We start from the raw sequence: 23,929 nt of genomic DNA on the forward strand, positions 1-23,929 counted from the left end.
TTCGTCGGTGTCCTGCGCTCAGTGCGCGTGCTCGCCATGAGACGGGCTAGAACTCGGCTCTACCGCCGGCTCACTCTGGCCGGTCCCGGCCCGGACGGTGAAATCCGCGGTGCGGACCTTCCCGTCGTGCTGGAAGTCCAGGAACAACCGATACTCGCCGCCGCTGGGAACCTCGGCATAGAAGGTGATCTGCGGTCCGGCCGCCGTCTTGCCGTCACCCGGCTCACCGTCCGGGTGAACGTGCAGGTAGGCCAGGTCACCGGCCCGCAACGCGACCAGATGCCCATACGCACCCAGATACGGCTGCAAATCCGTGACCGGCTTACCGTCCTTGCTCACCCTCAGCGTGAGCTTACTGGCCCGGCCCGGCACCAGATCACCCGCCAGAGCGACCGTGTAGCCGTCCACCTCAACCGTCCGCACCGCCTGCGGCAGGGGCTGCGGCTTGTAGTCGCCCGCGACCAGCAGATCCGCACCAAGAGTCAGACCGCTACCACCGGCGGGAGCGAAATCCGCGAAAGCCCGGTAGGCGCCCGGATCGGCCAGCGTCAGCTTCACCGACCACACACCATCGCCGGCCATCTCCGGATGCACATGCTGGAACGTCGCCAGATCCCGCGAGACCACGATGAAGTGCAGCTTCTTGTCATGCTGAACCTGATAATCGGTCACCGGCCTGCCATCGGGACCCGTCACCGTGAAACGGAAATCCGTCGGCTCACCGGCCTTGATCGTCGTCAACGGGTTGAGCGTGTAGCCGTTCTGGGACACCTGGAGCCCCCCAGGGGTATCGTTCTGCGCTGTCGCGGTGCTCTGCTCATGGCCGCCATGGCCCACGGCGGCGGACGTCGAATGGGTGGTCCCGTGTTCCGACTTGGCGGGTGCCGGGCCAACCTCTCCCACCGCGTTCCCCACACCCAGGGCGCCGCCGAAGACGACGGCCAACCCCAGCACGTACGCACCCAGCTTGGTCGCCGCGTTCATGCCGGATTCGCCACCTCGTAGCCCGCTTCCTCCACGGCCGCAACAATCGCCGCCGCCTCCACAGGACCGTCGCTCGCAACGGTCAGCAGGCCACTGGCCAGATCAACCTCCACCGAGGTGACCCCGGCAACCTCACCGACCTCCTCCTTCACCGAACTCACGCAGTGGCCGCACGTCATGCCCGTGACGGTGTAAGTAGCGGTAGCCATATCGATCAACCCTTTCCGGTGTGTTCGGTGCTGTCAGGAGCGGACAAGCCGCGCAATCGCGTCGGAAGCCTCTTTCACCTTGGCCTGAGCCTCAGGACCCCCCTTGGCGGCGGCCTCCGCCACACAGTGAGCCAGATGATCCTCCAGCAGAGAGATGGCGACCGACTGCAGAGCACTGGTAGCCGCCGACACCTGCGTCAGAACATCGATGCAGTACTTGTCGCCCTCCACCATCCGCTGCAACCCCCGCACCTGACCCTCGACGCGGCGCAACCGGCGCAACTGGTCCTGCTTGCTGTCGCTGTATCCCACCATGTCTCCCCCTTCCGACCCTCTCAACATACTATACCCCCCCACCGTATTTCAACCATCGAGGCGGTCCGCCGTTTCCGGAACTCGGACAGGCTTGGCAGGAACGCGCCCCCGGCCGGTTCTTCCCTGTGCTGGCCGGCCTCTTCATGCGCCGAACGCGTCATGACCGCCTTGCTCTGTCAGAGCTGCTGGTAGCCGAGCAGCGTCATCATCCCCGATTCGGCGTGATAGATGTTGTGGCAGTGGATCATCCAGATGCCCGGGTTGTCGGCATCGAAGTCGACCTCCAACGTCTCGTTGGGCAGCACGATGGCGGTGTCCTTACGGGCACCGCTCGGCAGGGCGAGGGTGTGGCCGTGCAGATGCATGGGATGCCACATCATCGTGCGGTTGACGAACGACAGCCGCACCCGCTCCCCGGAACGCACCGGGTAAATGGTGGCGGGATCGTACTTCTTACCGTTGATGGCCCAGTCGTAGGCCATCATGCTGCCGGAGAGCTCGAGCTTGATGGTGCGATCCGGTCGCTTGGGTGCGAGCCGTAGCGCCTCCCGAGGCACAAGCTGGTCGTAACCGATGACCTCGCCGTCCAGTTCCCGGGGCCGGAGGCCAGGGCCAGGAGCGGCCATCCGGTCGCTGGTGCGGATCAGTCCCCGGGCCACCGTCTTCTTCCCCTCAGCCAGTGCGACCAGCGGAAAGACTCCGTCCTTCAGCGTGACCAGCACGTCGTAACGCTCCCCCATGCCGATCAACACCGCGTCGGATTCGACGGCCTGTACAGAGAAGCCATCGGTGTGCGTGACCGTCAGCCGGTGCTCGGCCAGAGCGACGCGGAAGGCGGTGTCGCCCCCGGCGTTGATGAGGCGGATGCGCAGGCGAGCGCCCGGCTTGGCACGAAACGTTTGCGGCTGGGAAGGGATGCGTCCATTGAGGAGGTAATGCGGATACTGCACGTCGCCCGCGTCGCCGCCCAGCAAGGGACTCGTCGCCCCCATCAGCATGTGCCGGCCCATGCCTGCGTGGCCCATGCCCATGCCGCGTGAGAGCTCGGCAAGCACCTCTTCCGGGGTGCCCGTGACGCCGTCGAGCCAGTCGTCCAGGACCACGACCCACTCCTCGTCGTAGTCCAGTCGCTCGAGCGGATCATCCACGATGAGCGGCGCGTACAGCCCTCGGTCCAGCTGAGTTCCGGAGTGCGGGTGGAACCAGTACGTCCCGGGATGCGCCGCGGTGAACTCGTAGGCGAATTCCGATCCCGGCTTGATCGGCTGCTGGGTGACGCCCGGCACGCCGTCGGCGTCGTTGCGCAGCGCCAGCCCGTGCCAGTGGACGGAGGTGTCGACGGGCAACCGGTTGGTGAGCGTTGCCCGTACCCTCTCTCCCAGGCTGACCCGGATGGGGGCGCCGGGGATGCGACCGTCGTAAGCCCACGTACGGACCACCGGGCCTCCGAGGTCTACCTGGTCTTCCGCCGCAACCAGCCGGAAGCTACGTATTGCGCCCGGCCGCCGAGCCTGCTCGGCGGCACGCACTTCTGCGCCGCTCGGGCTGACGAAAGCAGGCGATGCGTTCCCGCCACAAGCGGTGAGCGCCGCTCCGCCGAGCAAGCCGACCCCAGCCTTGAGCAGGGTACGTCGATCGATGTCCATGGTTGATGCCTCGCTTGATAGGTCGTGCAGGGATGGCTGCGAACCCGGGCCAGTAGGGCCGGGAGTCGCTCTAGATCCGGAGCACGACCATGCGCGTGAGCAGAGGCAGCGGCGGCCCGCGCAGCAGTTGCGCCCAGAGGCGCACACGCGAGCCGGTAGCGATCAGGAAGTCGAAGACGGCGACGGAGCGGAGATGCAGCAGCCAGACCATGCCCAGGCCCAGGACGGCCAGGCACATCCAACCCGACGTGCCGGGTTCACTCGGGGCGTGCCCCGACTCAGCGCCGACACTGAGGGACGTCTCTGCAGCATGCGCCAGGTGAACCAGATGGCTAGGGGAGGAGAGATGCCCGTCGAGGTGTCCCACCGTGTGCATTGCCGCGACACCCGTAGCGAGAAGCACGAGCAGCAGCAGGCGCTGGGCCGTCCGGCACGCTCGTGTCATGCGGCAGATACTACGGTATGCCAATGATCACTCGCGCCGAATGCCTCCGAGCGGGCCTCAATACGCTGGTCAAAGGCACTACGATCTCTACTAGGAAATGTCGTAGAAGACCCTTGACAACCCCTCCTGATGAATCAAACTTCATTCAGCGAGGTTGCCATGGAGATCAAGCCCATCCGCTCGAAGCGAGCAGAACGCAGACGCCTCGGTGTGGCCAATCCCGAGGTGCGCCGCCGCCTGCTGCGCGCTGTCGTCGAGATCATCCAGCAGGACGGCTGGGCCGCCTTGCGCGTAGAAGACCTCGCGCGCCGGGCCGGGTTATCGGTTGGCACCTTCTATCTGTACTTCGAGGGCAAGGACGACTTGTTCGTCAGCCTTGTCGTCACGTTCACCGAACGGCTCCAGGCCCGATTGCGGAAGGCCTACGCCTCGCCCGAACCGCTCGCCCGCGCGCTGGACGTCTACCTGGACTTCGTCGCCGAGACCGAGCCCGGTTTCCTGCAGTTCCTGGAGACGGGGAACGTGCCCACCACGGTGGGCCCGCTGTCGGCCTGGGCCGTCGCACAACCATCCCACCGGCACAGACGGCGCCATGGGAATCATGGTCGCCTACGTCCGATGACCTCGGGTACGGCCCGCATCCCCTGTACGGGCCGCACCTTCACTGGCTGTGGAAGCTGAGGTGGCGGCTGAGCAGGCGGGTCACCGGAGGAACGGTGGCCAGACGTAGGGGCAGGTCGCGCACGGCCAGCTCGAGCCGGTTGCGGGGCGCGTGCACGCCCGTGTTGGCGCGCCCCTTGCGCTGCCGTTCGAGCACTTCCGGCCGGAGGGCGTTCTCCCATGCTCGCAGCGCGGCGGGGATGTCCTTCGGATGGCGGCCGAGCTCGGTGCCGAGCAGGTCGGCGCCGCCCACGGCGAGGGAGGAGCCGTACCCGGCGAACAGCGTGACGCACCAGGCGGCGTCGCCGAGCAGCACGACGCGGCCCTGGCTCCACCGGTCCATGACGATCTGGCTGACGCTGTCGAAGTAGACCGCCTCCTCGCGCAAGTCGTCGAGCAGCTTGGGGATGGCCCAGTGCTGGCCCGGGTATGCCTGCTGGAGGGCATGGCGCGACCCCTTGGCCAGTTCGGCGTCGGCATCTTGAGTGCTGTAGGTGAAGAACGCGGCGACCCGGCCACGCCCGAGGTCGGCGACCGTGAACGTCCTGCCGACCGCCGTGACCGTGGTGAACGCCCGCTCCGGCGCCCCGCCGGGCAGCTTGTCCGGGGTCAACGCGGCCACCACATGGCCGAGGTCGCGCCGGTAGCGTTCTTCGGGCCCGAAGACAAGCGCACGTACCGACGAATGCAGGCCGTCAGCGCCCACGAGCAGATCCGCCCGCTCCGTCAAGCCGTCGCTGAGCGTGACATCAACTCCCTCGTCATCCTGTGTCACAGCCGTGACGGTGGCGCCGAACCTGATCTCGGCTTGATCGGCCATCGCCTCGTGGAGCACTTCCTCGATGTCGCCGCGCAGCAGGGCCATGCCGCTGTCGCCGAGCAGCCGACGCACTGTGGTGTGCGGGACCGTGAAGCGCGGACGGCCGTCAGCTCGGAGGTAGGCGAGGTCGAAGGCGCCGACCTGACGTTCCTGGAGAGCCGGCAGGATGCCCATGCGTTCCGCGGCGGCGTACCCGAGGCCGGAGAAGACGACCGCGTAGCCGCCTTCCCTACGCGACGGGGCTCGTTCGACGATGAGAGGTTCCCAACCGATCTGGCTCAGCCGCAGCGCAGCGGCCAGGCCCGCGATGCCCGCACCAATGATGATCGCTCGTTTCGCTGTCATGCTTGTCTCCTCTGAAGAATCCCATCGCGATTGCGGCGCACAGTGCCATCAGGGCCGCGGAGATGATGAAGGCGAGGCCGTATCCGTCGGTGAGCGCCGCCGTGTCGGGCCGATCGCCGAAATGCGCGGCAGCCGTGGTCGCGAGCACCGCCAAGCCGACGATCAGGAGCACGCCCAGCCAGCAGCAACAGCACCCCGCCCGCGACCAGGCCGAGGGTGCTGCTCACCGCGAACGCATGCCCGCGCGCCCGTAGGAACTCCTGCGGCTCCATACCCCTCCGCGGCGACGAAAGCGTCGCGCTCGGCCCGGCTGAGATGAGCGACGTTACGCCGCATCGGTCTGCCCATGGTCGCCCCCTACAGGACTCGGACGCTGTTGAAAGGCAGACGCTACGGCGGTGGGGGCCTACTCAACCCTGGGGCAACCCGGTGGCGAGCGTGTTCAACGATCACGCCGTCCAGCGCAGCGGCGACTCCGGATCGCCCCGAGTGACCGGCTCCACCCGCGGCACCCCTCGTTTCGGGCGGTCTTACAGGGAGGTGGCGCCGGAGGCGAGGGCGATGACGCCGACCACGGTCATCAGCAGCGCCGAGCCGGGGTGCATGGCGATCGAGATGCGGATGTCCTGCTTCTTCCAGGCGAGCCAGACGCCCGGGTAGAGGAAGACGAGCTTCGACAGGACCGTCCAAGGGGCCCAGAAGTGGTACACCGAGAAGAAGAAGGTGTTGAAGAACGGGGCCCACTTGCCGAGTTGCGGGAGGCGGGGCAGCAGGAAGCCGCGGAAGTAGTACTCCTCGAGCAGGGGCAGGGTGAAGCCGGTGAACGGCGCGCAGATGAGCAGCGTGGTGAGCACGAGCTCCTGCGGGTAGCCCTGGAGGTAGGCGGTGCCGGCGGGGCCGGCGCCCTGGTAGTCCACCCAGGTGAAGAACCAGTCGTAGACGATGTTGTCCAGCGGGGTCAGCGAGAGCGAGACCACGGTCATCCACACGAGGCACGCGGCCCCGAGCCAGAGGACCTTGCGGCGCGAGACCGGTTTGTCGCGGTAGTGGACGACGCCCTTCATCGTGAAGCGGCCGGTCTGCTTCTTGCCCAGCCACAGCAGGAACAGCTGGAGTGGGAAGAGCACAACCGCGAGGGCGATGGCCCAGGCCAGGAAGATCGGGAAGTTCATCGCCCGGACCATGGGGGCGCCGATGAACGCGTACACGGCGACGATGGCCGCGCCGGGCACCAGGTGCAGCGCGATGGAGAACGGGACGGAGTGACGGTCGGCGAGGAGCTTCGCGACGAAGCCTTTCGGCTGGGCGCCTTGGGTGTCGGCCGGGGGCCGCATTGCTGTGTCCATGCCGAGAATCGTGGCCCCGCGACCCGACACGGAGCTGACATCACTCTGATACGGCTTCGAGCCACCGTGAAAGGCGCAGGTTACGGCGGGTGCGGACCGGACGGGAGCCATCGGGTTGGTCCATGCGCAGGCCGAACAGCAGAAGCCCCGTTCATACGCCCCATGGCCCTTCCCGACGTGCTGGAACAGCCGTCGAGGAAAGGGCCGACTCTTTCAACGAACTCGGGCCTCTGGTCAGCGGATCATCTGACCGCGCAGATTCCCAGGACCGAAGATCGTTGCACCAGTTCAGAGACATCCCTCAGGCTCCCTCACCGTAGTCGTGACGGCCACCATGTCGAGGAGAAAGGCGCGACTCCAACCCGGCAAGGAGAGTGTGGAGTCCGAACTCGAAAGGGTCTCCGGGCGGGGAAGCGGTGGCGGGCTCGATGCGGGCTCGCAAGCGTGGGAATGCCTTGGCGATCTCGAACACCTCGGCGGTGACGTCCCGGAGTTCCTTGTCGGTATCGGCGCCGCTCCGTCGCAGGCGTGCCCGCCAGGCCGCCTCCGCGGCCTCGCCCTGCGCGGCGCCGATCACGAACATGAGCACGGTCGCCGCCGCCTGATCGGCCTCGCCTTCGGTGAAGCCGGCCGACTCGTAAACCGTCAGGGACTGCTCATCGAAGCGAGCCTTGTTGGGCCCGTAGATCAGGTGCGTGCTCATCGCCGGAATCAGCCAGAAGTGCCGTACGACCATCGCATACGCGCCGCGCGCCAGCGAGGCGGCAGCCTCCCGCCACCCGACCATGGCCGCGTCCGGCAGCACTATCTCGCCGAACACGTGGTCGGCGGCGAGAACCACCAGCTTGTCCTTGCTCTTCACGTGGTGATACATCGCCGATGCAGCCGACCCCAGGTGTGCGCCCAAACGGCGCATGTTCAGCCCGTTCACCCCTTCGGCGTCGAGCACCTCGACGGCGGCTCGCACAATCTGCTCCTTGGTCAGCATGCCGCTCAGCCTAGCCACTGTTGAACTTAGTTCAAACACTGAGCTACGGTGCTGAACTAAGTTCAACACGTCCTCTCGGGAAGGCCTTCCATGCTTACCGTCGCTGCCCTTCAAGTCCTGCTGGCTCTGACGTACTCGATCGTCCCGCTTGTCGGTCACCGGTACGGCGCCGCCGCCCAGCAAGCAGCCGATGCCGAGATTCGACGCCAGGGCCATGATCCCGCCGTACTGGTCAAGCACGGCCTCGACTTCACGGCCAGCACCGCCAGCGTGGTGGTGTCCATGGCAATCGCTGTGGGTCTGGCGACACTTGCCGTACTGAACCTCGGTGGTCAGCGGCTGCCCACCTGGATTCTCCAGCCCATCCTGCTGATCGCCGGCGGCTTCATCACCACCGCTCAGGTTTTCGTCATCCGGTACGTGGAGGCCGCGCTCCACAAGTCCGGCACCACGGACATCGACACCAGGGCGCTGCTTGGGGCAGCTGACGCGGTGTTTCCCGACTGGTTCCGCCCACTTATCGTGACGCGCTTTCTCCTCACGACCGCGGGCTCGCTGGTCATCCTTCTCTTACTGGCTGTTTCCTGACCTGGCACGCGAAGAAGGTCGTCCACCCTGTCGGTCGGCCCTCTACACCTCGATATGCGAGCCCATGATGACTGTGCGGTCGCGGGGCAGGCCGAAGTACTCGGCGGCGTCGGCGGTGATGTAGGAGGTCGCGATGAACAACCGCTTCCGCCAGGGCGCCATCGTCGGATCCTCCCCGCGCCGAAGCTCGATCTTCGACAGGAAGTAGGACGCCTGGTCGAGCTCCAGCCGCCCCTCGGTCGTTGCCGGGTCGAGCATCGCGAGCGCACCGGGCACGTCGGGTGTCTCCATGTAGCCGAACCGAGCGGTGACGTGGATGATCCCGTCGTCGGCGTGGCCGAGGTCGTCGACGACGATGCGTCGGCCGGCCGGAACCCGGGGCACGGGCTCGGTCTCGATCGACATGATCAGGACGTGCTCGTGCCGAACGTGATTGTGCTCGACATTGGCCCGCATGGCCAGCGGCGTGGTTTCCTTACCGCGGTTGAGGAAGACGGCCGTGCCGGGGACGCGTCGGGTCGCTGCCTTGCCGGTGCGTAGCCGGTCGATGAACTCGGGCAGCGCCCCTTCGCGCAGTCTCCGCTCAGCGGTGACGATCTCGCGCCCCCGCCGCCAGGTCGTCATGACGGTGAACGCGGTGAGGCCGATCAGCAGCGGCAACCACGCACCGTGAACGAGTTTGGTCAGGTTGGCCGCGACGAACAGCAGATCCACTGCCAGCAGCACGGTGGCGCCGAGGCCGACGATCCACAGCGGTGTGCCCCATTTCGCGCGGGCCACGTAGAAGAACAGCAGCGTGGTGATGGTGATCGTCCCGGTCACCGCCATGCCGAAAGCGAAGGCCAGCGCCGTGGAGCTGCGGAATGCGAAGACCAGGGTGAGCACTGAGACCATCAGCAGCCAGTTGATCCATGGGACGTAGATCTGGCCCATCGTGGACTCTGAGGTGTGCGCGATCCGCAGCCTCGGCAGGTAGCCGAGCTGTGCGGCCTGGGAGGCGACCGAGTACGCGCCCGTGATCACCGCCTGGGACGCGATCACAGTCGCCGCCGTGGCCAGCAGGACCATCGGCAGTCGTCCCCAGTCTGGCACGAGCAGGAAGAACGGGCTGCTGATGTTGGCCGGATCGGCGAGGATCAGGGCTCCCTGGCCCAGGTAGCTGAGAACGCACGCGGGAAACACGAGGACCAGCCAGGCCCGGTTGATCGACCGGCGACCGAAGTGCCCCATGTCCGCGTACAACGCCTCGGCGCCGGTGACCGCGAGCACGACCGCGGCCAAGGCGAAGAACGCGGTGCCGAAATGTCCGACCAGGAAGTCCATCGCGTAGGTCGGCGACAACGCCTTGAGGATCTCCGGGTGGTCGACGATGCCGGCCACCCCGCACGCGCCGATGGTCATGAACCAGGCGATCATCACAGGTCCGAACACCCGGCCGACTGCCGCGGTTCCTCGGCGCTGCGCCAGGAAGAGCAGCACGATGATCACTGCGGTGATCGGCACGACCAGCTCTTCCAGCGACGACTCGACGACCTTGAGCCCCTCGACCGCCGACAGCACCGAGATCGCCGGCGTGATCATGCTGTCCCCGAAGAACAGCGAAGCCCCGAAGATGCCGAGCGCCGCCAGCACAACGGCTGCCCGCCGGTCACGCTGTGCGCCCCACCGTCGCAACAGTGTGATCAGCGCCATGATGCCACCCTCGCCGTCATTGTCGGCGCGCATCGCCAGCAGCACGTAGGTGACCGTGACGATGATCATCACTGACCAGAACACCAGCGACACCACCCCGAACACGTTCTCCGTGCTGACCGGGACAGGATGCGGGTCGCTCGGGTTGAACACCGTCTGGAGGGTGTAGATGGGGCTGGTCCCGATGTCGCCGAACACCACACCGAGAGCACCGATCACCAATGCGAGCCGCACCGAGTCGTGCGCGGTCACACTACGAGCCGCCGATGGCTCCCCTGACGCCCGCGATGCGGATCCACCGTCCAACGCGGGCTCGTGCCGTCGATGGGGCACGACGCTTCTCCTCCGTGCGGGCTGCTATGCCGGGCGATACTGATTCCCAACATAACCATCGATAGTCGCACTCACTGACAGCGGGGCAACGATTTAACACAATGCATCCGCATGCCCTGATCCTCGCATTAAGGGCTTTCAATTCCTTTGTGTGCGACACCCTTGGCACGCCCATGTAGCTGTCCGAGAAGGACAGGAGCTCGACGCCGATCCGTGCGCATCAAGCGGTAGCGGCGGCGCAGCCAGCGCGCACGTGCCCAGACGCACCCCACCAACGCTATGACGGTGAACGCGGCCAGCCTGACGAGGTCGTTGTGCCCAAAGGCCAGTTCGGCTTCGGTGTGCACGAGGAAGCCCGTGGCGAAGCACCAGGCCATCACTCCTGTCGCCAGTGCGGCCAGGTAGCGCCTCGCCCAGAGCCCGAACACGCCGACTGCCACGCCCATCAAGGCGACACGAGCCGTGGTCTCGAAGAGGGTCAGCGAGGCAAGGGCGCAGGTGGCCACCGCACATCCGAACCCGACCGGAAGCAGCACTTCCAGAGGATGCCTGCGCATCGACCGTTCCTTTCAGCGAGAGCCAGTCACATGAAACCGGCTCAAGCCCCCGGGAACGACATTTTCTACGCCATTGCTACGCGCCCGATACGGCCGTTGACGCATTATTTACGCGCTAAGGAAAGGTCAAATCGCTTGCCCACTGATTTGCGGCATGGACAAAAGCCCCCCAGCACAAGCTGGGAAGACCACAAGACCCAGCGAAAGCGACACATGCCAACACATCCCAGCCCATGGACAGAGCCGGCGAGCCCACACGACCTCGCCCAACTGGCCCGGCGGGGCCTGGAGGTCGGCACGGGCGCGGCCCTGTCGCTGTCGGCGCTGGGCGTGCCGGCCGGGTGGCCGTTCGTCGGGAAGATGCTCATCCGGGGCACGGCCAAGCGGGTCGAACGCGACCTGACCGCCCATGGCCTCAACGGCCGCTTGTACCCGTGTGAACCTACGAGGCTGGTCAGCCGACGTGGACGTGCGGTCTGCGTTCCTGATCCGGCTCGGCCTGGCGCAGCACCTCCCTGGTCAGCGGCGGTACGTCGCCGCCGCCGAAGACCAGGTAGCGCAGCATGGCCACGACCGGGTTGCCCTCGGTCCAGTGGAAGTAGATGTGCGGCACTCCCCCGGTCCGTTCGCGCAGGTAGAGCAGGAGCGCGGCCAGCGAGTTCGGGACGGCCGAGCTCTCGATGGTGAGGATCTTGTGGCCGTACCGCTCCTCGCCCTTGACGTGCAGCTCGGTCTCGAACTCCGAGGCGTCCGGCACCGTCACCTCGACGAACAGTACCGGCTCCGAGCTGCGCAGCCGATGGGTCTGCCAGGTCTCGCGGAGTTTGTCGTTGTATTCGGCCTGGTCGCGGGCGTTCGGCTCGTTGGCGATCACGTGGATCTCGCCGCACGCGTCGTTGACGAACTCCTCGGCCAGCCCGTCCAGACGCACCTCGGTCACCCGGAGCTCGGTGGAGCGGGTGGCCCGGGAGATCAGGGAGGTGACGATGATCGCCGCGATGAAGAACGAGGCGATCTTGACGCCGTCCGGTCGTTCGATCACGTTGTCCACCAGGGTGTAGCCCAGCACCGCCGAGATCAGCGCGAACCCCGCCGTCGCCACCTGCTGACGCTTCTTCCACGCCGACAGCGTCACCGCCACCGCAGCTGACAGCATGAGCACCAGAACGCCGGTGGCGTACGCGCCGCCCTGGGCGTCCACGTCCGCGTCGAAGATGACCGTGATGCCGAACCCGATCAGCGAGAACACGATCACCAGGGGTCGCACCGCGCCCGTCCACTCCGGCGCCATGCCATAGCGCGGAAGGTACCGCGGCACCAGGTTGATCAGCCCGGCCATCGCCGAGGCCCCCGCGAACCACAGGATGGCGATCGTGGAGATGTCGTAGGCGGTGCCGAACCAGTTGCCCAGATATTCGTGCGCGAGGTAGGCCAGGGCACGGCCGTTCGCCTTGCCACCCTCCTCGAACTCCTGATGCGGGATCAGCACGGTCGTCACGAAGCTGGAGAAGACCAGGAACACGCTCATGATCAGCGCGGCGGTGGTCAGCAAGCGCCGAGTGCCCTTTACCCGTTGCTCCATGTCGCCCTTGACCACGGGCATCACCGCGACACCGGTCTCGAACCCGGACATGCCCAAGGCCAGCTTCGGCATCACCAGGAGCGACAACCCGATCATGACGAACGGGCTGCTGAAGTCCAGGCTCAGCGCGCGCTGCCAGTCCACCACCACCTGCGGCGACTCCAGCACGTGCACGATGGCACTCGAGACCACCACGGCGTTCAGCCCGAGGTAGATGAAGACGAGGATGACGGCGATGCCGATGGCCTCGGTGAAGCCCAGCATGAACACCCCGCCCAGCGCCGCCAGCAGCACCAGCGTCACGAGCACCCGCTGTCCGGCCAGGGCGTCGGGCACGAACGGGTTCTCCAGGATGTGCGCGGTCGCGTCCGCCGCCGACAGCGTCATCGTGATCACGAAGTCGGTGGCGGCGAAGCCGAGCAGTGCCAGCACGAAGATCTTGCCCCACCACTGAGGCGCGAGCTTCTCCAGCATCGCGATCGAGCCCTGCCCGTACGGGCTCTCGGCGGCGACGCGACGGTAGACCGGCAGCGCGCCCAGCAGCGTGAGCGCCACCAGGAACAGGGTGGCGAGCGGAGAGAGCAGTCCGGCCGCCAGCGCGGCGATGCCCGGCTGGTAGCCGAGCGTGGAGAAGTAGTCCACGCCGGTCAGGCACATCACCCGCCACCACGGGTGCTTGACGTGGGGACCGTGCTCGATCTGCTTACGGTCGGTCTGCAGTCCCTCCAGCAGCCAGGAACGCAGTGTCCCTTCCGTAGCGGCCGGCCGTTTCGCCAGCACCATAACGGTCACTCCTCGTCAAAACCCCGCAAAGACGCATCGGACACTACCTGTGCCGAAAGGGCGATTGCCGAGGTGAGGGCGTCAAGAAAACGTATAAATTGGCCGGCCCACAAAGATCGCTTCGAGGGCGCTACAACTCGCCCAGTCGCATAGGTCACACTGCGCCTAGCTGCGGGCGTAGTCGCGCCAGCGCGCGTCCAGGTCCTTGACCGCTTTCCTGGCCACCCACCAGTGCGCCAGGGAGCGGACCTGCCACAACGCCGACCAGGTCACTCCGCCCGCCACGGTGCCGGCTATCAGGAAGCCGAACACGATCTCAACCGGTCCGAAAGGACGCGGCGCCGGCCGGCCCTGGCGGTCGAGCCAGATCCGGACCCGCGTGCCGGAGACGCGGTCGAGCGGCGCGCGTACCTGGCCGGTGTGCTCCACACCGGCCTCGTCCTGCCAGCTCACCTGGGCGACGATGGCTTTCTCCTCGACCACCTGAGCGGCTACCTGATGGTGCGTGGCGCGATAGTCGCGCATCGCGTCGGCGACCGAGGCGGCGACCAGGACACCGGCAGCGCATCCGGCCACGAGCGCGATGACGGCCATGATGGCGCACGGCCCGAACCGGTACGAGCGGGCGACGGTCGCGGGCGTGACGACGCTGAACATCAACACGGCTCCTACGTGGGGATTTCTCCTCATGTTCGCCGGGGAGGAGCCGCTTGACGCCCGTCTCTACGGAACCTGGACGCCGTTTTGACGCCGATATATGGCATTTTTACGGGCGTTCTATTCCTTGGTGAAGCGCAGGTCCTGCCGGTCCAGGTAGCGCTGCAGGCGGCGGCGGGTGTGCTCGCTGACCTCGCCTGCCGCGTACATGCGGCTGAGCTCCGTGCTCTGCACGGAGAGCACCTGCCGCCGGACCTGGTTGTAGCCGCCGGGCATCGGCTCGGACTCCTGGTCCAGCTCCAACTGCAAGGAACGGCGCACGTGGTGGAGCACCGCGGGCGAGACCACCTCCAGGTCCTCCAGTTCGTCCACGTACTCGCCCGCACGCTCCGCGAGCCGGTGCCACACCTTGAGGTACTCCGAGCGGGAGTGATCGGGGGCGACGGCCAGACCCGACAGCCTGACCAGCGGCGCCAGGGTGAAGCCCTGGACGATGAGGGAGACCACGATGACGCCGGTGGCCAGGACCATCAGCAGGCTGCGGTGCGGCAGCGGCTGCCCGGTGGTCGTGGTGAGCGGGATGGACAGGGCCGCGGCCAGCGGCACGACGCCACGCGCGCCGGCCCAGGAGATCACGGCAGGCACCTGCCAGGTCGGCCGGAGCCGCCGTTCTCTGCGCCACTGCTGCAACGCGGCCAGCGGGAACACCCACGCCACCCGAACGAGGACCAGGACGACCACGATGGCCGGCACCGCCACCACCCATGGTTGCTCGACACCGGTGAGCTGGCGGATCTGGCTGGGCAGCTGCAGCCCGATGAGGCTGAAGACCACGCTCTCCAGCACGAAGATCACCGTCCCGTAGACGGCGGTCAGCTGCAGCCGGATCCCGGAGTTGGTGAGCTGGTGGGCCTTGATGCCGAGAATCACCGACGCCACCACCACCGCGGTCACGCCCGACCCGTGAACGGCCTCGGCCAGGACATAGGCCAGGTACGGAGTCACGAGCGCGATCACGCTCTCCAAGACGGGGTCCTCCGTGCGCCGCCGTACGAAAGAAACACCCGCGGCCACCACGGCGCCGACCGCTGCACCGCCCCCGGCCAGGCGCAGGAACTCCGCCGTCACACCACTCCAGCCCGCGACGCCCCCGGCCACCGCCGCCGCGACCGCGATGCGGAACAGGATCAGGCTGGTGGCGTCGTTGAACAGGCTCTCGGCCTGCACGAGCGTCTGCAGCCGGGGCGGCAGCGCCAGCCTGCGGCCCAGCGCGGTGACGGCGACCGGGTCGGTGCTCGACAGCACCGCGCCGAGCACGAACCCCAGAGCCAGCGGCAGCGGCGTCAGCCACGCCGTCAGGAAGCCGACCGCGGCGGCGGAGGCGAGCACGAGCCCCACCGCGAGGAGGGACACCGGCCGCCACAGGCGTTTGAGGTCCGGCCAGGACAGCTCCTCGCCGGCCGCGTACAGCAGCGGCGGCAGCACCACCAGGCTGACGATCTCGGGCGTGACGTGGATCTGCTCCGAGAAGGGCAGCAGCCCGACACCGATGCCGGCCACGACCAGCAACGACGGCGCCGGCACGCTGATCCGGTCAGCGAAGGTGGCCACCACGGTCGCCAGCGCAACCAGAAAAAGCACCACCTGTACGCTCTGCACCACGTCTCCTCGGCTACCCATGACGAATGCCGACCAGACTTCCCGGCGCACCAGGGCAAACCGTACCCGAAGGACAGCACGCGTAGTAAGCCCGTTAAGGGGCATTACGGGCGGCTGGGCCCCGACCGGGAAGCAAACCGGGCCACCAGCAACCGTGCCACGCCACGGAAGCGGCGCCCCGTAGAGATGGCGTCAATATTCCGGCTTTGGCCGTATGGAAGCCGTCAAGACCGGCAAAACGGCACAAATCCCGAGATTTGCTTGCCTTGGTGCCGCGCGAGGTAGGCGCGGCCGAACCAACATATCCAGATTGAGGAGTGGGGATGGCTGACGTCATCTTCGTCGCCCTGACGATCGCGGTCTTCGCGATTCTCGGGCTGGTCGTCAAGGCGGTGGAGCGGCTGTGAATGCCGTCAACGCCGCGGGTCTCGTCGTGGTCGCCGGCCTGGTGATCTTCATGGTCGCGGCCCTGCTGTTCCCGGAGCGGTTCTGATGTCGCCGACCCTGGCGGGCATCCTGTTCATCGCCTCCCTCCTGCTCGCCCTCGCCCTCTGTTACAAGCCGCTGGGCGACTACATGTACCGCGTCTACGCCAGCACCAGGCACAACGTCGTGGAACGCTGGATCTACCGGCTGCTCGGCGTCCAGCCGGACGGCGAGCAGCGCTGGGGCGTCTACGCGCGCAGCGTGCTGGCATTCTCGGTGCTGTCGATCCTGTTCCTGTACGGCCTGCAGCGGCTGCAGAACCACCTGTTCCTGTCCCTGGGGATGAAGCCGGTCGAGCCGGCGCTGGCCTGGAACACCGCGGTCAGCTTCGTCACCAACACCAACTGGCAGGCCTACTCCGGCGAGTCGGCCATGGGCCACGTGGTGCAGACCGCGGGCCTGGCCGTGCAGAACTTCGTCTCCGCGGCGGTCGGCATGGCGGTGGCCATCGCCCTGGTACGCGGGTTCGCCCGCAAGAAGGCCGACACGCTCGGCAACTTCTGGGTGGACCTGGTCCGCGGCACCCTGCGCATCCTGCTGCCCATCGCGTTCGTGGCCGCGCTGGTGCTGGTGGCGGGCGGCGCCATCCAGACGTTCGCCGATCACAGCACGTGGACGACGCTGACCGGCGGCGAGCAGACCTTCACCCCGGCCGCGGCCGCCTCACAGGAGGCCATCAAGGACCTGGGCACGAACGGCGGCGGCATCTTCAACGTCAACTCGGCCCACCCGTTCGAGAACCCCACGTCGTGGACGAACTGGCTGACCATCTTCCTGCTGCTCGTCATCGCGACGTGCCTGCCGCGCACGTTCGGGCGCATGGTGGGTGACAACCGGCAGGGCTACGCCATCGTGAGCGTGATGGCGATCATCGCGATCATCAGCATCGGCGTGACGAACTGGGCCGAACTGAGCGCCGGCGGCACCGTGCCGCAGGCCATCGGCCAGGCGATGGAGGGCCGGGACGTGCGCTTCGGCGTGTCCAACTCCGGCATGTTCGCCACCGCCACCACCCTGACTTCCACAGGCTCGGTGGACTCCTTCCACGACTCCTACACCGCCATCGGCGGCGGCATGCTGATCTTCAACATGCTGCTGGGCGAGGTGGCGCCCGGCGGCGTCGGCGCGGGTCTGTACGGCATCCTGATCCTGGCCGTGATCACGGTGTTCGTGGCCGGCCTGATGGTCGGCCGGACCCCCGAGTACCTGGGCAAGAAGATCGGCGCCCGCGAGATCAAGCTGGCCTCACTGTACTTCCTGGCCACCCCGATGCTGGTGCTGATCGGCACCGCCGTGGCGATGGCCACCGAGACCGGCCGCTCGGCCATGCTGAACAGCGGCCCGCACGGCCTTTCGGAGATCCTGTACGCCTACACCTCTGCGTCCAACAACAACGGCTCGGCCTTCGCCGGCGTCAGCGTGAACACCCCCTTCCACAACACCACGCTCGGCCTGTGCATGGCTTTCGGCCGCTTCCTGCCGATCGTGCTGGCGCTGGCCCTTGCCGGATCGCTGGCCCAGCAGGCGCCCGTCCCCGCGAGCGCGGGCACACTGCCCACCTACCGGCCGCAGTTCGTCGGCATGGTCGTCGGCGTGACGATCATCCTGGTCGCCCTCACCTTCCTCCCGGCACTGGCGCTCGGCCCCCTCGCAGAAGGACTTCGCTAGAACATGTCCACGCAGACATTGCACGCGCCGGGCCACTCTCCCGCCCCGAAGGGCGGGAAGGTCGGCGGCGGCCTGCTCGACCCCAAGCAGATGATCAAGTCACTGCCGGACGCGCTGAAGAAGCTCAACCCGGCGAACATGTGGCGCAACCCCGTCATGTTCATCGTCGAGATCGGCGCGGTCTTCACCACCGTGCTCGCCGTCCTCGACCCGTCGATCTTCGCCTGGGCCATCGTGGTGTGGCTCTGGCTGACCGTGGTCTTCGCCAATCTGGCCGAGGCCGTCGCCGAGGGCCGCGGCAAGGCCCAGGCCGCCACCCTGCGCGCGGCCAAGCGCGACACCACCGCCCGCCGTCTGAAGAGCCCCGACGACCACAGCCAGTGGGACGTGGTCGGCGCACCCGAGCTCCAGCAGGGCGACATCGTCATCGTCGAGGCCGGCGAGATCATCCCCGGTGACGGCGACGTGATCGACGGCATCGCCTCGGTGGACGAGTCGGCCATCACCGGCGAGTCCGCCCCCGTCATCCGCGAGTCGGGAGGCGACCGCTCGGCCGTCACCGGCGGCACCAAGGTGCTGTCCGACCAGATCATCGTCCAGATCACGCAGAAGCCCGGCGAGAGCTTCGTGGACCGCATGATCGCCCTGGTCGAGGGCGCCAACCGGCAGAAGACACCGAACGAGATCGCCCTCAACATCCTGCTCGCGGCGCTCACGATCATCTTCCTGGTCGCCACGGCCACGATGCAGCCGCTGGCGATCTTCTCCAAGTCCATCAACCCGGGTGTGCCCAACTCGCTCGCGCTGACGAACGACGGCGTCACCGGCATCGTGCTGGTGTCGCTGATCGTCTGCCTCATCCCCACCACGATCGGCGCCCTGCTGTCGGCCATCGGCATCGCGGGCATGGACCGACTCGTCCAACGCAACGTCCTGGCCATGTCCGGGCGCGCGGTCGAGGCCGCCGGGGACGTGTCCACACTGCTGCTGGACAAGACCGGCACGATCACCCTGGGCAACCGGCAGGCGGCCGAGTTCGTCCCCGTGCCCGGGGTGAGCGAGAAGGAACTCGCTGAAGCGGCGCAGCTGTCCAGCCTGGCCGACGAAACACCCGAGGGCCGCTCGATCGTCGTGTTCGCGAAGAAGGCCTACGGACTGCGGGAACGCCAGCCGGGCGAGCTGGCGCACGCCGCATGGGTGCCGTTCACCGCACAGACCCGCATGTCCGGGGTCGACCTGGACGGGCGGGAGGTCCGCAAGGGGGCCGCCACGGCGGTCATGAAGTGGGTACGCGACCACGGCGGCCACCCCACCGACGAGGTCGGCCACCTCGTGGACGGCATCTCCGCCTCCGGCGGCACCCCTCTGGTCGTGGCCGAGAAGGGCCGCGTGCTCGGGGTCATCCACCTCAAGGACGTGGTCAAAGAGGGCATGCGCGAGCGTTTCGACGAGATGCGCCGGATGGGCATCCGCACCGTCATGATCACCGGCGACAACCCGCTGACCGCCAAGGCCATCGCGGACGAGGCAGGCGTGGACGACTTCCTTGCGGAGGCGACGCCTGAGGACAAGCTGGCGCTGATCAGGAAGGAGCAGGAAGGCGGACGACTGGTCGCGATGACCGGCGACGGCACCAACGACGCCCCCGCCCTGGCCCAGTCCGACGTCGGCGTCGCCATGAACACCGGCACCAGCGCCGCCAAGGAGGCCGGGAACATGGTCGACCTGGACTCCAACCCGACCAAACTCATCGAGATCGTCGAGATCGGCAAGCAGCTGCTCATCACGCGGGGCGCGCTGACCACGTTCTCCATCGCCAACGACATCGCCAAGTACTTCGCGATCATCCCGGCCATGTTCGCGGCGGTCTACCCGGGCCTGGACGCCCTGAACATCATGCGCCTGGCCAGCGCGCAGTCAGCGATCCTGGCCGCGGTGATCTTCAACGCCCTCGTCATCATCGCGTTGATCCCGCTCGCCCTGCGAGGGGTCAGATATCGGCCGTCCAGCGCTTCCAAGCTGCTGTCGCGCAACCTGTACGTCTACGGCCTGGGCGGGATCATCGTCCCGTTCATCGGCATCAAGCTCATCGACCTGCTGATTCAGTTCCTTCCGGGGATGTCATAAATGGACCGCATGCCCAGCTGGATCCGCCAGCACATCGCCGCGCTCCGCGCGCTGCTCGTGCTCACGGTGGTCACCGGCATCATCTACCCCCTGGTCGCCACCGGCGTGGCCCAGGCGCTGTTCACCGACAAGGCCAACGGCTCGCCGATCGAAAAGGACGGCAGGACCGTGGGCAGCGCGATCATCGGCCAGTCCTTCACCGACACCGACGGCAACCCGGTCAAGAAGTACTTCCAGTCCCGCCCGTCGGCCGCCGGCGACGGCTACGACCCGACCTCCACCAGCGCCAGCAACCTCGGCCCTGAGGACGTCATCGACACGCAGGACCGGAAGTCGCTGCTCACCCAGGTATGCTCCCGCTCCAAGGCCGCCGGCGAACTGGAAGGCGTCAGCGGCGCCCGCCCGTACTGCACGCCGGACGGGGTGGGCGCGGTACTCAAGGTCTTCCCCGACCGGGCGGTCAGCGTCAACCAGACCTGCCCCGCCACCCCCTTCAGCGCCACCTACCAAGGGCTCAAGGTGGAGTGCGCCAAGCCGGGCGAGGACTACGCGGCCGGCCGGACCGTCCCGATCAGAGGCAGCGCCGGGACTCCGGCCGTGCCCGCGGACGCCGTGACGGCGAGCGGCTCGGGCCTGGACCCGCACATCTCCCTCGCCTACGCCGAACTCCAGGCGCCCCGCGTGGCCAAGGAGCGGGGCCTGCCCCTGGAGCGGGTCAAGGCGCTGATCGACGAGCACACCACCGGCCGGGCGCTCGGCTTCATGGGCGAGCCCGCCGTCAACGTGCTCGAACTCAACCTGGCACTCGACGGGAGGTGACATGCGCGGGCGGCTGAGGGTCTACCTGGGCGCCGCGCCCGGGGTCGGCAAGACGTACGCGATGCTCGGCGAGGGCCGCCGCGGGCTCGAACGCGGCCGTGACGTGGTCGTGGGCTTCGTCGAGACCCACGACCGTCCCCGTACCGCCGCCCTGCTGGAGGGCATGGAGGTGATCCCGCGCAAGACGCTGGTCTATCGCGGGGCGACCTTCGCCGAGCTGGATGTGGACGCCGTCATCGAGCGTAAGCCGACGGTGGCGCTGATCGACGAGCTGGCTCACACCAACGTGCCCGGCTCCAAGAACGCCAAGCGCTGGCAGGACATCGACGAGATCCTCGACGCCGGCATCGACGTCGTCTCCACGGTCAACATCCAGCATCTGGAATCGGTCAACGACGTCGTCCAGGAGATCACCGGCATCCCGCAGCGGGAGACGGTCCCCGACGAGGTGGTCCGGCGGGCCGACCAGGTCGAGCTGGTCGACATGTCGCCCGAAGCCCTGCGCCGCCGCATGGCCCACGGCAACGTGTACGCCCCCGAGAAGGTCGACGCGGCCCTGTCGAACTACTTCCGCGTCGGCAACCTGACCGCGCTGCGCGAGCTGGCCCTGCTCTGGGTCGCGGGCAAGGTCGACGACCAGCTCGACAGTTACCGCGCCGAGCACGGCATCGCGGGCACCTGGGAGACCCGCGAACGCGTGGTGGTCGCGCTGACCGGCGGCCCCGAAGGCGACACCCTGGTACGGCGGGCCGCCCGCATCGCCGCCCGCACCAAGGGCGCGGACCTCCTGGCCGTTCACGTGACCAGCTCCGACGGGCTGGCCGGCGGCGACCCGGCCAACCTGGCCCGCCAGCGCACCCTGGTCGAGAGCATGGGCGGCACCTACCACCAGGTCGTCGGCGACGACATCCCCCGCGCCCTGCTCGACTTCGCCCGCGGCGTCAACGCCACCCAGCTCGTCCTCGGCGCATCGAGAAGAGGCCGCTTCGCGCAGATCTTCTCCCGCGGCGTCGGCGTGGAGACCACGGCCCTGTCCGGCTCCATCGACGTCCACCTCGTCACCCACGAGGAGGCCAAGAAGGGCCGCCGCCAACCAGACCGCTCCCGCGCGGCGCTGGACCGCAAGCGCCGCATCATCGGCTGGGCTGTCGCCATCGTCGGCCTGCCGCTGCTGACCGCCGCTCTGCTGCCCTTCCGCGACGTGCTCTCGCTGCCGAGCGAGATCCTGCTCTTCCTCTGCCTGGTCGTCGGCGTCGCCCTCATCGGCGGCACCTGGCCCGCCTTCACCGCCGCCGTCGGCGGGTCCCTGCTGCTCAACTGGTACTTCACGCCTCCGGTCGGGGAACTCACGATCTCCGATCCAGAGAACCTGCTCGCGCTGATCGTCTTCGTGCTGGTCGCCGCCGCCGTCAGCACGATCGTCGACCTGGCGGCCCGCCGTACCAGAGAAGCGGCCCGCGCCCGTGCGGACGCCGAGGCGCTGTCCACGCTGGCCGGGCACGTGCTGCGTGGCGAGGCGGCGCTGCCGTCGCTGCTCGGCCGCCTGCGCGAGACGTTCGGGCTGGACTCGGTCACCCTGCTCGAACGTCGCAGCGAGCCCACCCCGGACGACCAGTCGGAGCCGGCCGCATGGCGCATCATCGCCACCTCCGGCCAGACTCCGTGCACCGCCCCCGCGGCAGCCGACACAGATGTGCAGATCAGCGACCGGCTGGTGCTCGCCGCACGCGGCCGGCTGCTGGACGCCAGTGACCGGCGCGTGCTGGAGGCGTTCGCCGCCGAAGCCGCCGTCGCGCTGCGCCAGGAACGCCTGGAGGAGGAGGCCGAACAGGCCAAACCCCTGGCCGAGGCCGACAGGATGCGCACCGCCCTGCTCGCCGCCGTCAGCCACGACCTGCGCACCCCGCTGGCAGCCGCCAAGGCCTCCGTGGACAGTCTGCGCAGCCCTGACATCGACTGGTCGCCCCAGGACCACGACGAACTGCTCGACACCGCCCACGAATCGCTGGCCCGGCTCGACCGGCTGGTGGAGAACCTGCTCGACATGAGCCGGCTGCAGGCCGGCGCGCTCGGCCTGGCACTCCAGCCCGTCGCCCTGGAAGAGGTCGTGCCCCGGGCGATCGACGACCTCGGATCGCTGCGCGACCGTGTCGAGGGCGACGTCTCCATCGACCTGCCCGAGATCGTCGCCGACCCCGCGCTGCTGGAGCGCGTCCTGGTCAACCTGATGACCAACGCCGTCCGCCACAGCCCCGCCGGCCAGAGGGTGCTCATCACCGCCAGCTGGCACGACGACCAGGTCGAGATCCGCGTCATCGACCGGGGGCCCGGAATTCCACGCGAATACTACGACCGCGTCTTCCAGCCGTTCCAGCGGCTCGGCGACCGCGACAACGGCACGGGGGTGGGTCTCGGGCTCGCACTCTCCCGCGGCCTGACCGAGGCCATGGGAGGCACCCTCGTACCCGAAGAGACACCAGGGGGAGGTCTCACCATGACTGTCCAGATGCCCATCTCATCCCAGGCGGTGACAGCATGACCAAGATCCTCGTCGTCGACGACGAACCACAGATCCTGCGCGCGCTGCGCATCAACCTGGCCGCCCGCCACTACGAGGTCGCGGTCGCCGAGGACGGCTCCTCCGCGCTGCGGGAAGCCGCCGAGTGGCACCCCGACCTGGTCGTCCTCGATCTCGGCCTGCCCGACATCGACGGCGTGGACGTCATCCACGGGTTGCGTGGCTGGACCCGGATCCCCATCGTCGTGCTGTCCGGCCGGGCGGGAAGCCAGGACAAGATCGACGCTCTGGACGCCGGTGCCGACGACTATGTGACGAAGCCGTTCGGCATCGAGGAGTTCCTCGCCCGCATCCGCGCCGTCTCCCGCCGCGCCGCCATCCACGAGGCCGAACTGGCGAGCATCCAGCTCGGCGACCACACGGTCGACCTCGTGGGCAAGACCATTTCCGGCGGCGTGCGTCTGACCCCTACCGAGTGGCACATCCTGGAGATCCTGCTCCGCAACCCCGGCCGGCTCGTACCCCAGCGTTATCTACTGACCGAGGTGTGGGGCAACAAGCACGTCAAGGAGACCCACTATCTGCGCCAGTACATGGCCCAATTGCGCAAGAAGTTCGAACGCGACCCGGCTCGTCCGGTCCATCTGATCACTGAGCCGGGCATGGGCTACCGCTTCACCCCATGACGCCTTCGCAGCGGCT

Annotated in this window: 22 protein-coding genes; 9 read left to right on the forward strand and 13 right to left on the reverse strand. The window is 67.8% G+C overall.

What is annotated here, in order from left to right; genetic code table 11:
* Positions 1-18: 18 nt before the first annotated feature.
* The 5 genes from ABD830_RS39405 to ABD830_RS39425 form a co-directional block, all read right to left on the reverse strand.
* Entirely contained in the window at positions 19-984 is a 966-nt protein-coding gene (locus ABD830_RS39405) for a hypothetical protein (RefSeq protein ID WP_344998969.1), read from the reverse strand.
* A complete protein-coding gene (locus tag ABD830_RS39410) occupies positions 981-1,193 on the reverse strand; it encodes a heavy-metal-associated domain-containing protein (RefSeq protein WP_344998971.1) in 213 nt (70 codons plus the stop codon). Before ABD830_RS39410 ends, ABD830_RS39405 begins: the two co-directional genes overlap by 4 nt.
* A 33-nt stretch (positions 1,194-1,226) precedes the next feature.
* Positions 1,227-1,508, reverse strand: coding sequence for a metal-sensitive transcriptional regulator (locus ABD830_RS39415; protein ID WP_344998973.1), 282 nt, complete (start codon positions 1,506-1,508; stop codon positions 1,227-1,229).
* 176 nt (positions 1,509-1,684) lie between these two features.
* Positions 1,685-3,154: a multicopper oxidase family protein gene (locus ABD830_RS39420; RefSeq protein ID WP_344998975.1), complete on the reverse strand. Its 1,470-nt coding sequence runs from the start codon at positions 3,152-3,154 to the stop codon at positions 1,685-1,687.
* A gap of 70 nt (positions 3,155-3,224) precedes the next feature.
* Positions 3,225-3,599 (reverse strand): hypothetical protein, encoded by a 375-nt coding sequence (locus tag ABD830_RS39425; protein ID WP_344998977.1) that lies wholly within the window; start codon positions 3,597-3,599, stop codon positions 3,225-3,227.
* Between the two features lie 159 nt (positions 3,600-3,758).
* Between ABD830_RS39425 and ABD830_RS39430 the strand changes: the two genes are divergently transcribed.
* Entirely contained in the window at positions 3,759-4,280 is a 522-nt protein-coding gene (locus ABD830_RS39430; RefSeq protein WP_344998979.1) for a TetR/AcrR family transcriptional regulator, read from the forward strand.
* Here the strand turns inward: ABD830_RS39430 and ABD830_RS39435 are convergent.
* Positions 4,261-5,424, reverse strand: coding sequence for an FAD-dependent monooxygenase (locus ABD830_RS39435; RefSeq protein WP_344998981.1), 1,164 nt, complete (start codon positions 5,422-5,424; stop codon positions 4,261-4,263). The genes ABD830_RS39430 and ABD830_RS39435 overlap by 20 nt on opposite strands.
* A gap of 62 nt (positions 5,425-5,486) precedes the next feature.
* On the opposite strand from ABD830_RS39435, the gene ABD830_RS39440 reads away from it, so the two are divergent.
* Positions 5,487-5,678: a hypothetical protein gene (locus ABD830_RS39440; RefSeq protein ID WP_344998984.1), complete on the forward strand. Its 192-nt coding sequence runs from the start codon at positions 5,487-5,489 to the stop codon at positions 5,676-5,678.
* 276 nt (positions 5,679-5,954) lie between these two features.
* Here the strand turns inward: ABD830_RS39440 and ABD830_RS39445 are convergent, their stop codons facing one another.
* Together ABD830_RS39445 and ABD830_RS39450 are read right to left on the reverse strand one after the other, a co-directional pair.
* Positions 5,955-6,770 (reverse strand): CPBP family glutamic-type intramembrane protease, encoded by an 816-nt coding sequence (locus ABD830_RS39445; RefSeq protein ID WP_344998986.1) that lies wholly within the window; start codon positions 6,768-6,770, stop codon positions 5,955-5,957.
* 301 nt (positions 6,771-7,071) lie between these two features.
* Positions 7,072-7,758: a TetR/AcrR family transcriptional regulator gene (locus ABD830_RS39450; RefSeq protein WP_344998988.1), complete on the reverse strand. Its 687-nt coding sequence runs from the start codon at positions 7,756-7,758 to the stop codon at positions 7,072-7,074.
* A 90-nt stretch (positions 7,759-7,848) separates the two neighbouring features.
* On the opposite strand from ABD830_RS39450, the gene ABD830_RS39455 reads away from it, so the two are divergent.
* Positions 7,849-8,346, forward strand: a complete 498-nt coding sequence (locus ABD830_RS39455; protein WP_344998990.1) for a hypothetical protein — start codon at positions 7,849-7,851, stop codon at positions 8,344-8,346.
* A gap of 42 nt (positions 8,347-8,388) precedes the next feature.
* Here the strand turns inward: ABD830_RS39455 and ABD830_RS39460 are convergent, their stop codons facing one another.
* From ABD830_RS39460 to ABD830_RS39480, 5 genes are all read right to left on the reverse strand, one after another.
* On the reverse strand, positions 8,389-10,290 hold the full coding sequence (locus ABD830_RS39460; protein WP_344998992.1) for a potassium transporter Kup: 1,902 nt from the start codon (positions 10,288-10,290) through the stop codon (positions 8,389-8,391).
* A 209-nt stretch (positions 10,291-10,499) separates the two neighbouring features.
* On the reverse strand, positions 10,500-10,928 hold the full coding sequence (locus ABD830_RS39465; RefSeq protein WP_344998994.1) for a hypothetical protein: 429 nt from the start codon (positions 10,926-10,928) through the stop codon (positions 10,500-10,502).
* 454 nt (positions 10,929-11,382) lie between these two features.
* Positions 11,383-13,293, reverse strand: a complete 1,911-nt coding sequence (locus ABD830_RS39470) for an APC family permease (RefSeq protein ID WP_344998995.1) — start codon at positions 13,291-13,293, stop codon at positions 11,383-11,385.
* Positions 13,294-13,458: 165 nt separating this feature from the next.
* Positions 13,459-13,950 carry a hypothetical protein gene (locus tag ABD830_RS39475; RefSeq protein WP_344998997.1) on the reverse strand — a complete coding sequence of 164 codons (492 nt, stop codon included), beginning with the start codon at positions 13,948-13,950 and terminating at the stop codon, positions 13,459-13,461.
* 120 nt (positions 13,951-14,070) lie between these two features.
* Entirely contained in the window at positions 14,071-15,591 is a 1,521-nt protein-coding gene (locus ABD830_RS39480) for a Na+/H+ antiporter (RefSeq protein WP_344998999.1), read from the reverse strand.
* Positions 15,592-16,012: 421 nt separating this feature from the next.
* Between ABD830_RS39480 and kdpF the strand changes: the two genes are divergently transcribed.
* The 6 genes from kdpF to ABD830_RS39510 are packed head-to-tail and all read left to right on the forward strand — an operon-like array spanning position 16,013 to position 23,913.
* Positions 16,013-16,102, forward strand: a complete 90-nt coding sequence (gene kdpF / locus ABD830_RS39485) for a K(+)-transporting ATPase subunit F (RefSeq protein ID WP_344999001.1) — start codon at positions 16,013-16,015, stop codon at positions 16,100-16,102.
* On the forward strand, positions 16,102-17,763 hold the full coding sequence (gene kdpA / locus ABD830_RS39490) for a potassium-transporting ATPase subunit KdpA (protein ID WP_344999003.1): 1,662 nt from the start codon (positions 16,102-16,104) through the stop codon (positions 17,761-17,763). The genes kdpF and kdpA overlap by 1 nt, the downstream gene beginning before the upstream one ends.
* Before the next feature lie 3 nt (positions 17,764-17,766).
* Positions 17,767-19,890, forward strand: coding sequence for a potassium-transporting ATPase subunit KdpB (kdpB, locus tag ABD830_RS39495; protein WP_344999005.1), 2,124 nt, complete (start codon positions 17,767-17,769; stop codon positions 19,888-19,890).
* On the forward strand, positions 19,891-20,709 hold the full coding sequence (locus ABD830_RS39500; protein WP_344999010.1) for a potassium-transporting ATPase subunit C: 819 nt from the start codon (positions 19,891-19,893) through the stop codon (positions 20,707-20,709).
* Position 20,710: 1 nt separating this feature from the next.
* Complete coding sequence (locus ABD830_RS39505) at positions 20,711-23,248, forward strand: DUF4118 domain-containing protein (RefSeq protein ID WP_344999012.1); 2,538 nt, start codon at positions 20,711-20,713, stop codon at positions 23,246-23,248.
* Positions 23,245-23,913: a response regulator gene (locus ABD830_RS39510; protein WP_344999014.1), complete on the forward strand. Its 669-nt coding sequence runs from the start codon at positions 23,245-23,247 to the stop codon at positions 23,911-23,913. The genes ABD830_RS39505 and ABD830_RS39510 overlap by 4 nt, the downstream gene beginning before the upstream one ends.
* The last annotated feature ends 16 nt before the right edge of the window (positions 23,914-23,929 follow it).

Origin of the sequence: Nonomuraea helvata, from assembly GCF_039535785.1 — a bacterium.
Classification (GTDB): Bacteria; Actinomycetota; Actinomycetes; order Streptosporangiales; family Streptosporangiaceae; genus Nonomuraea; species Nonomuraea helvata.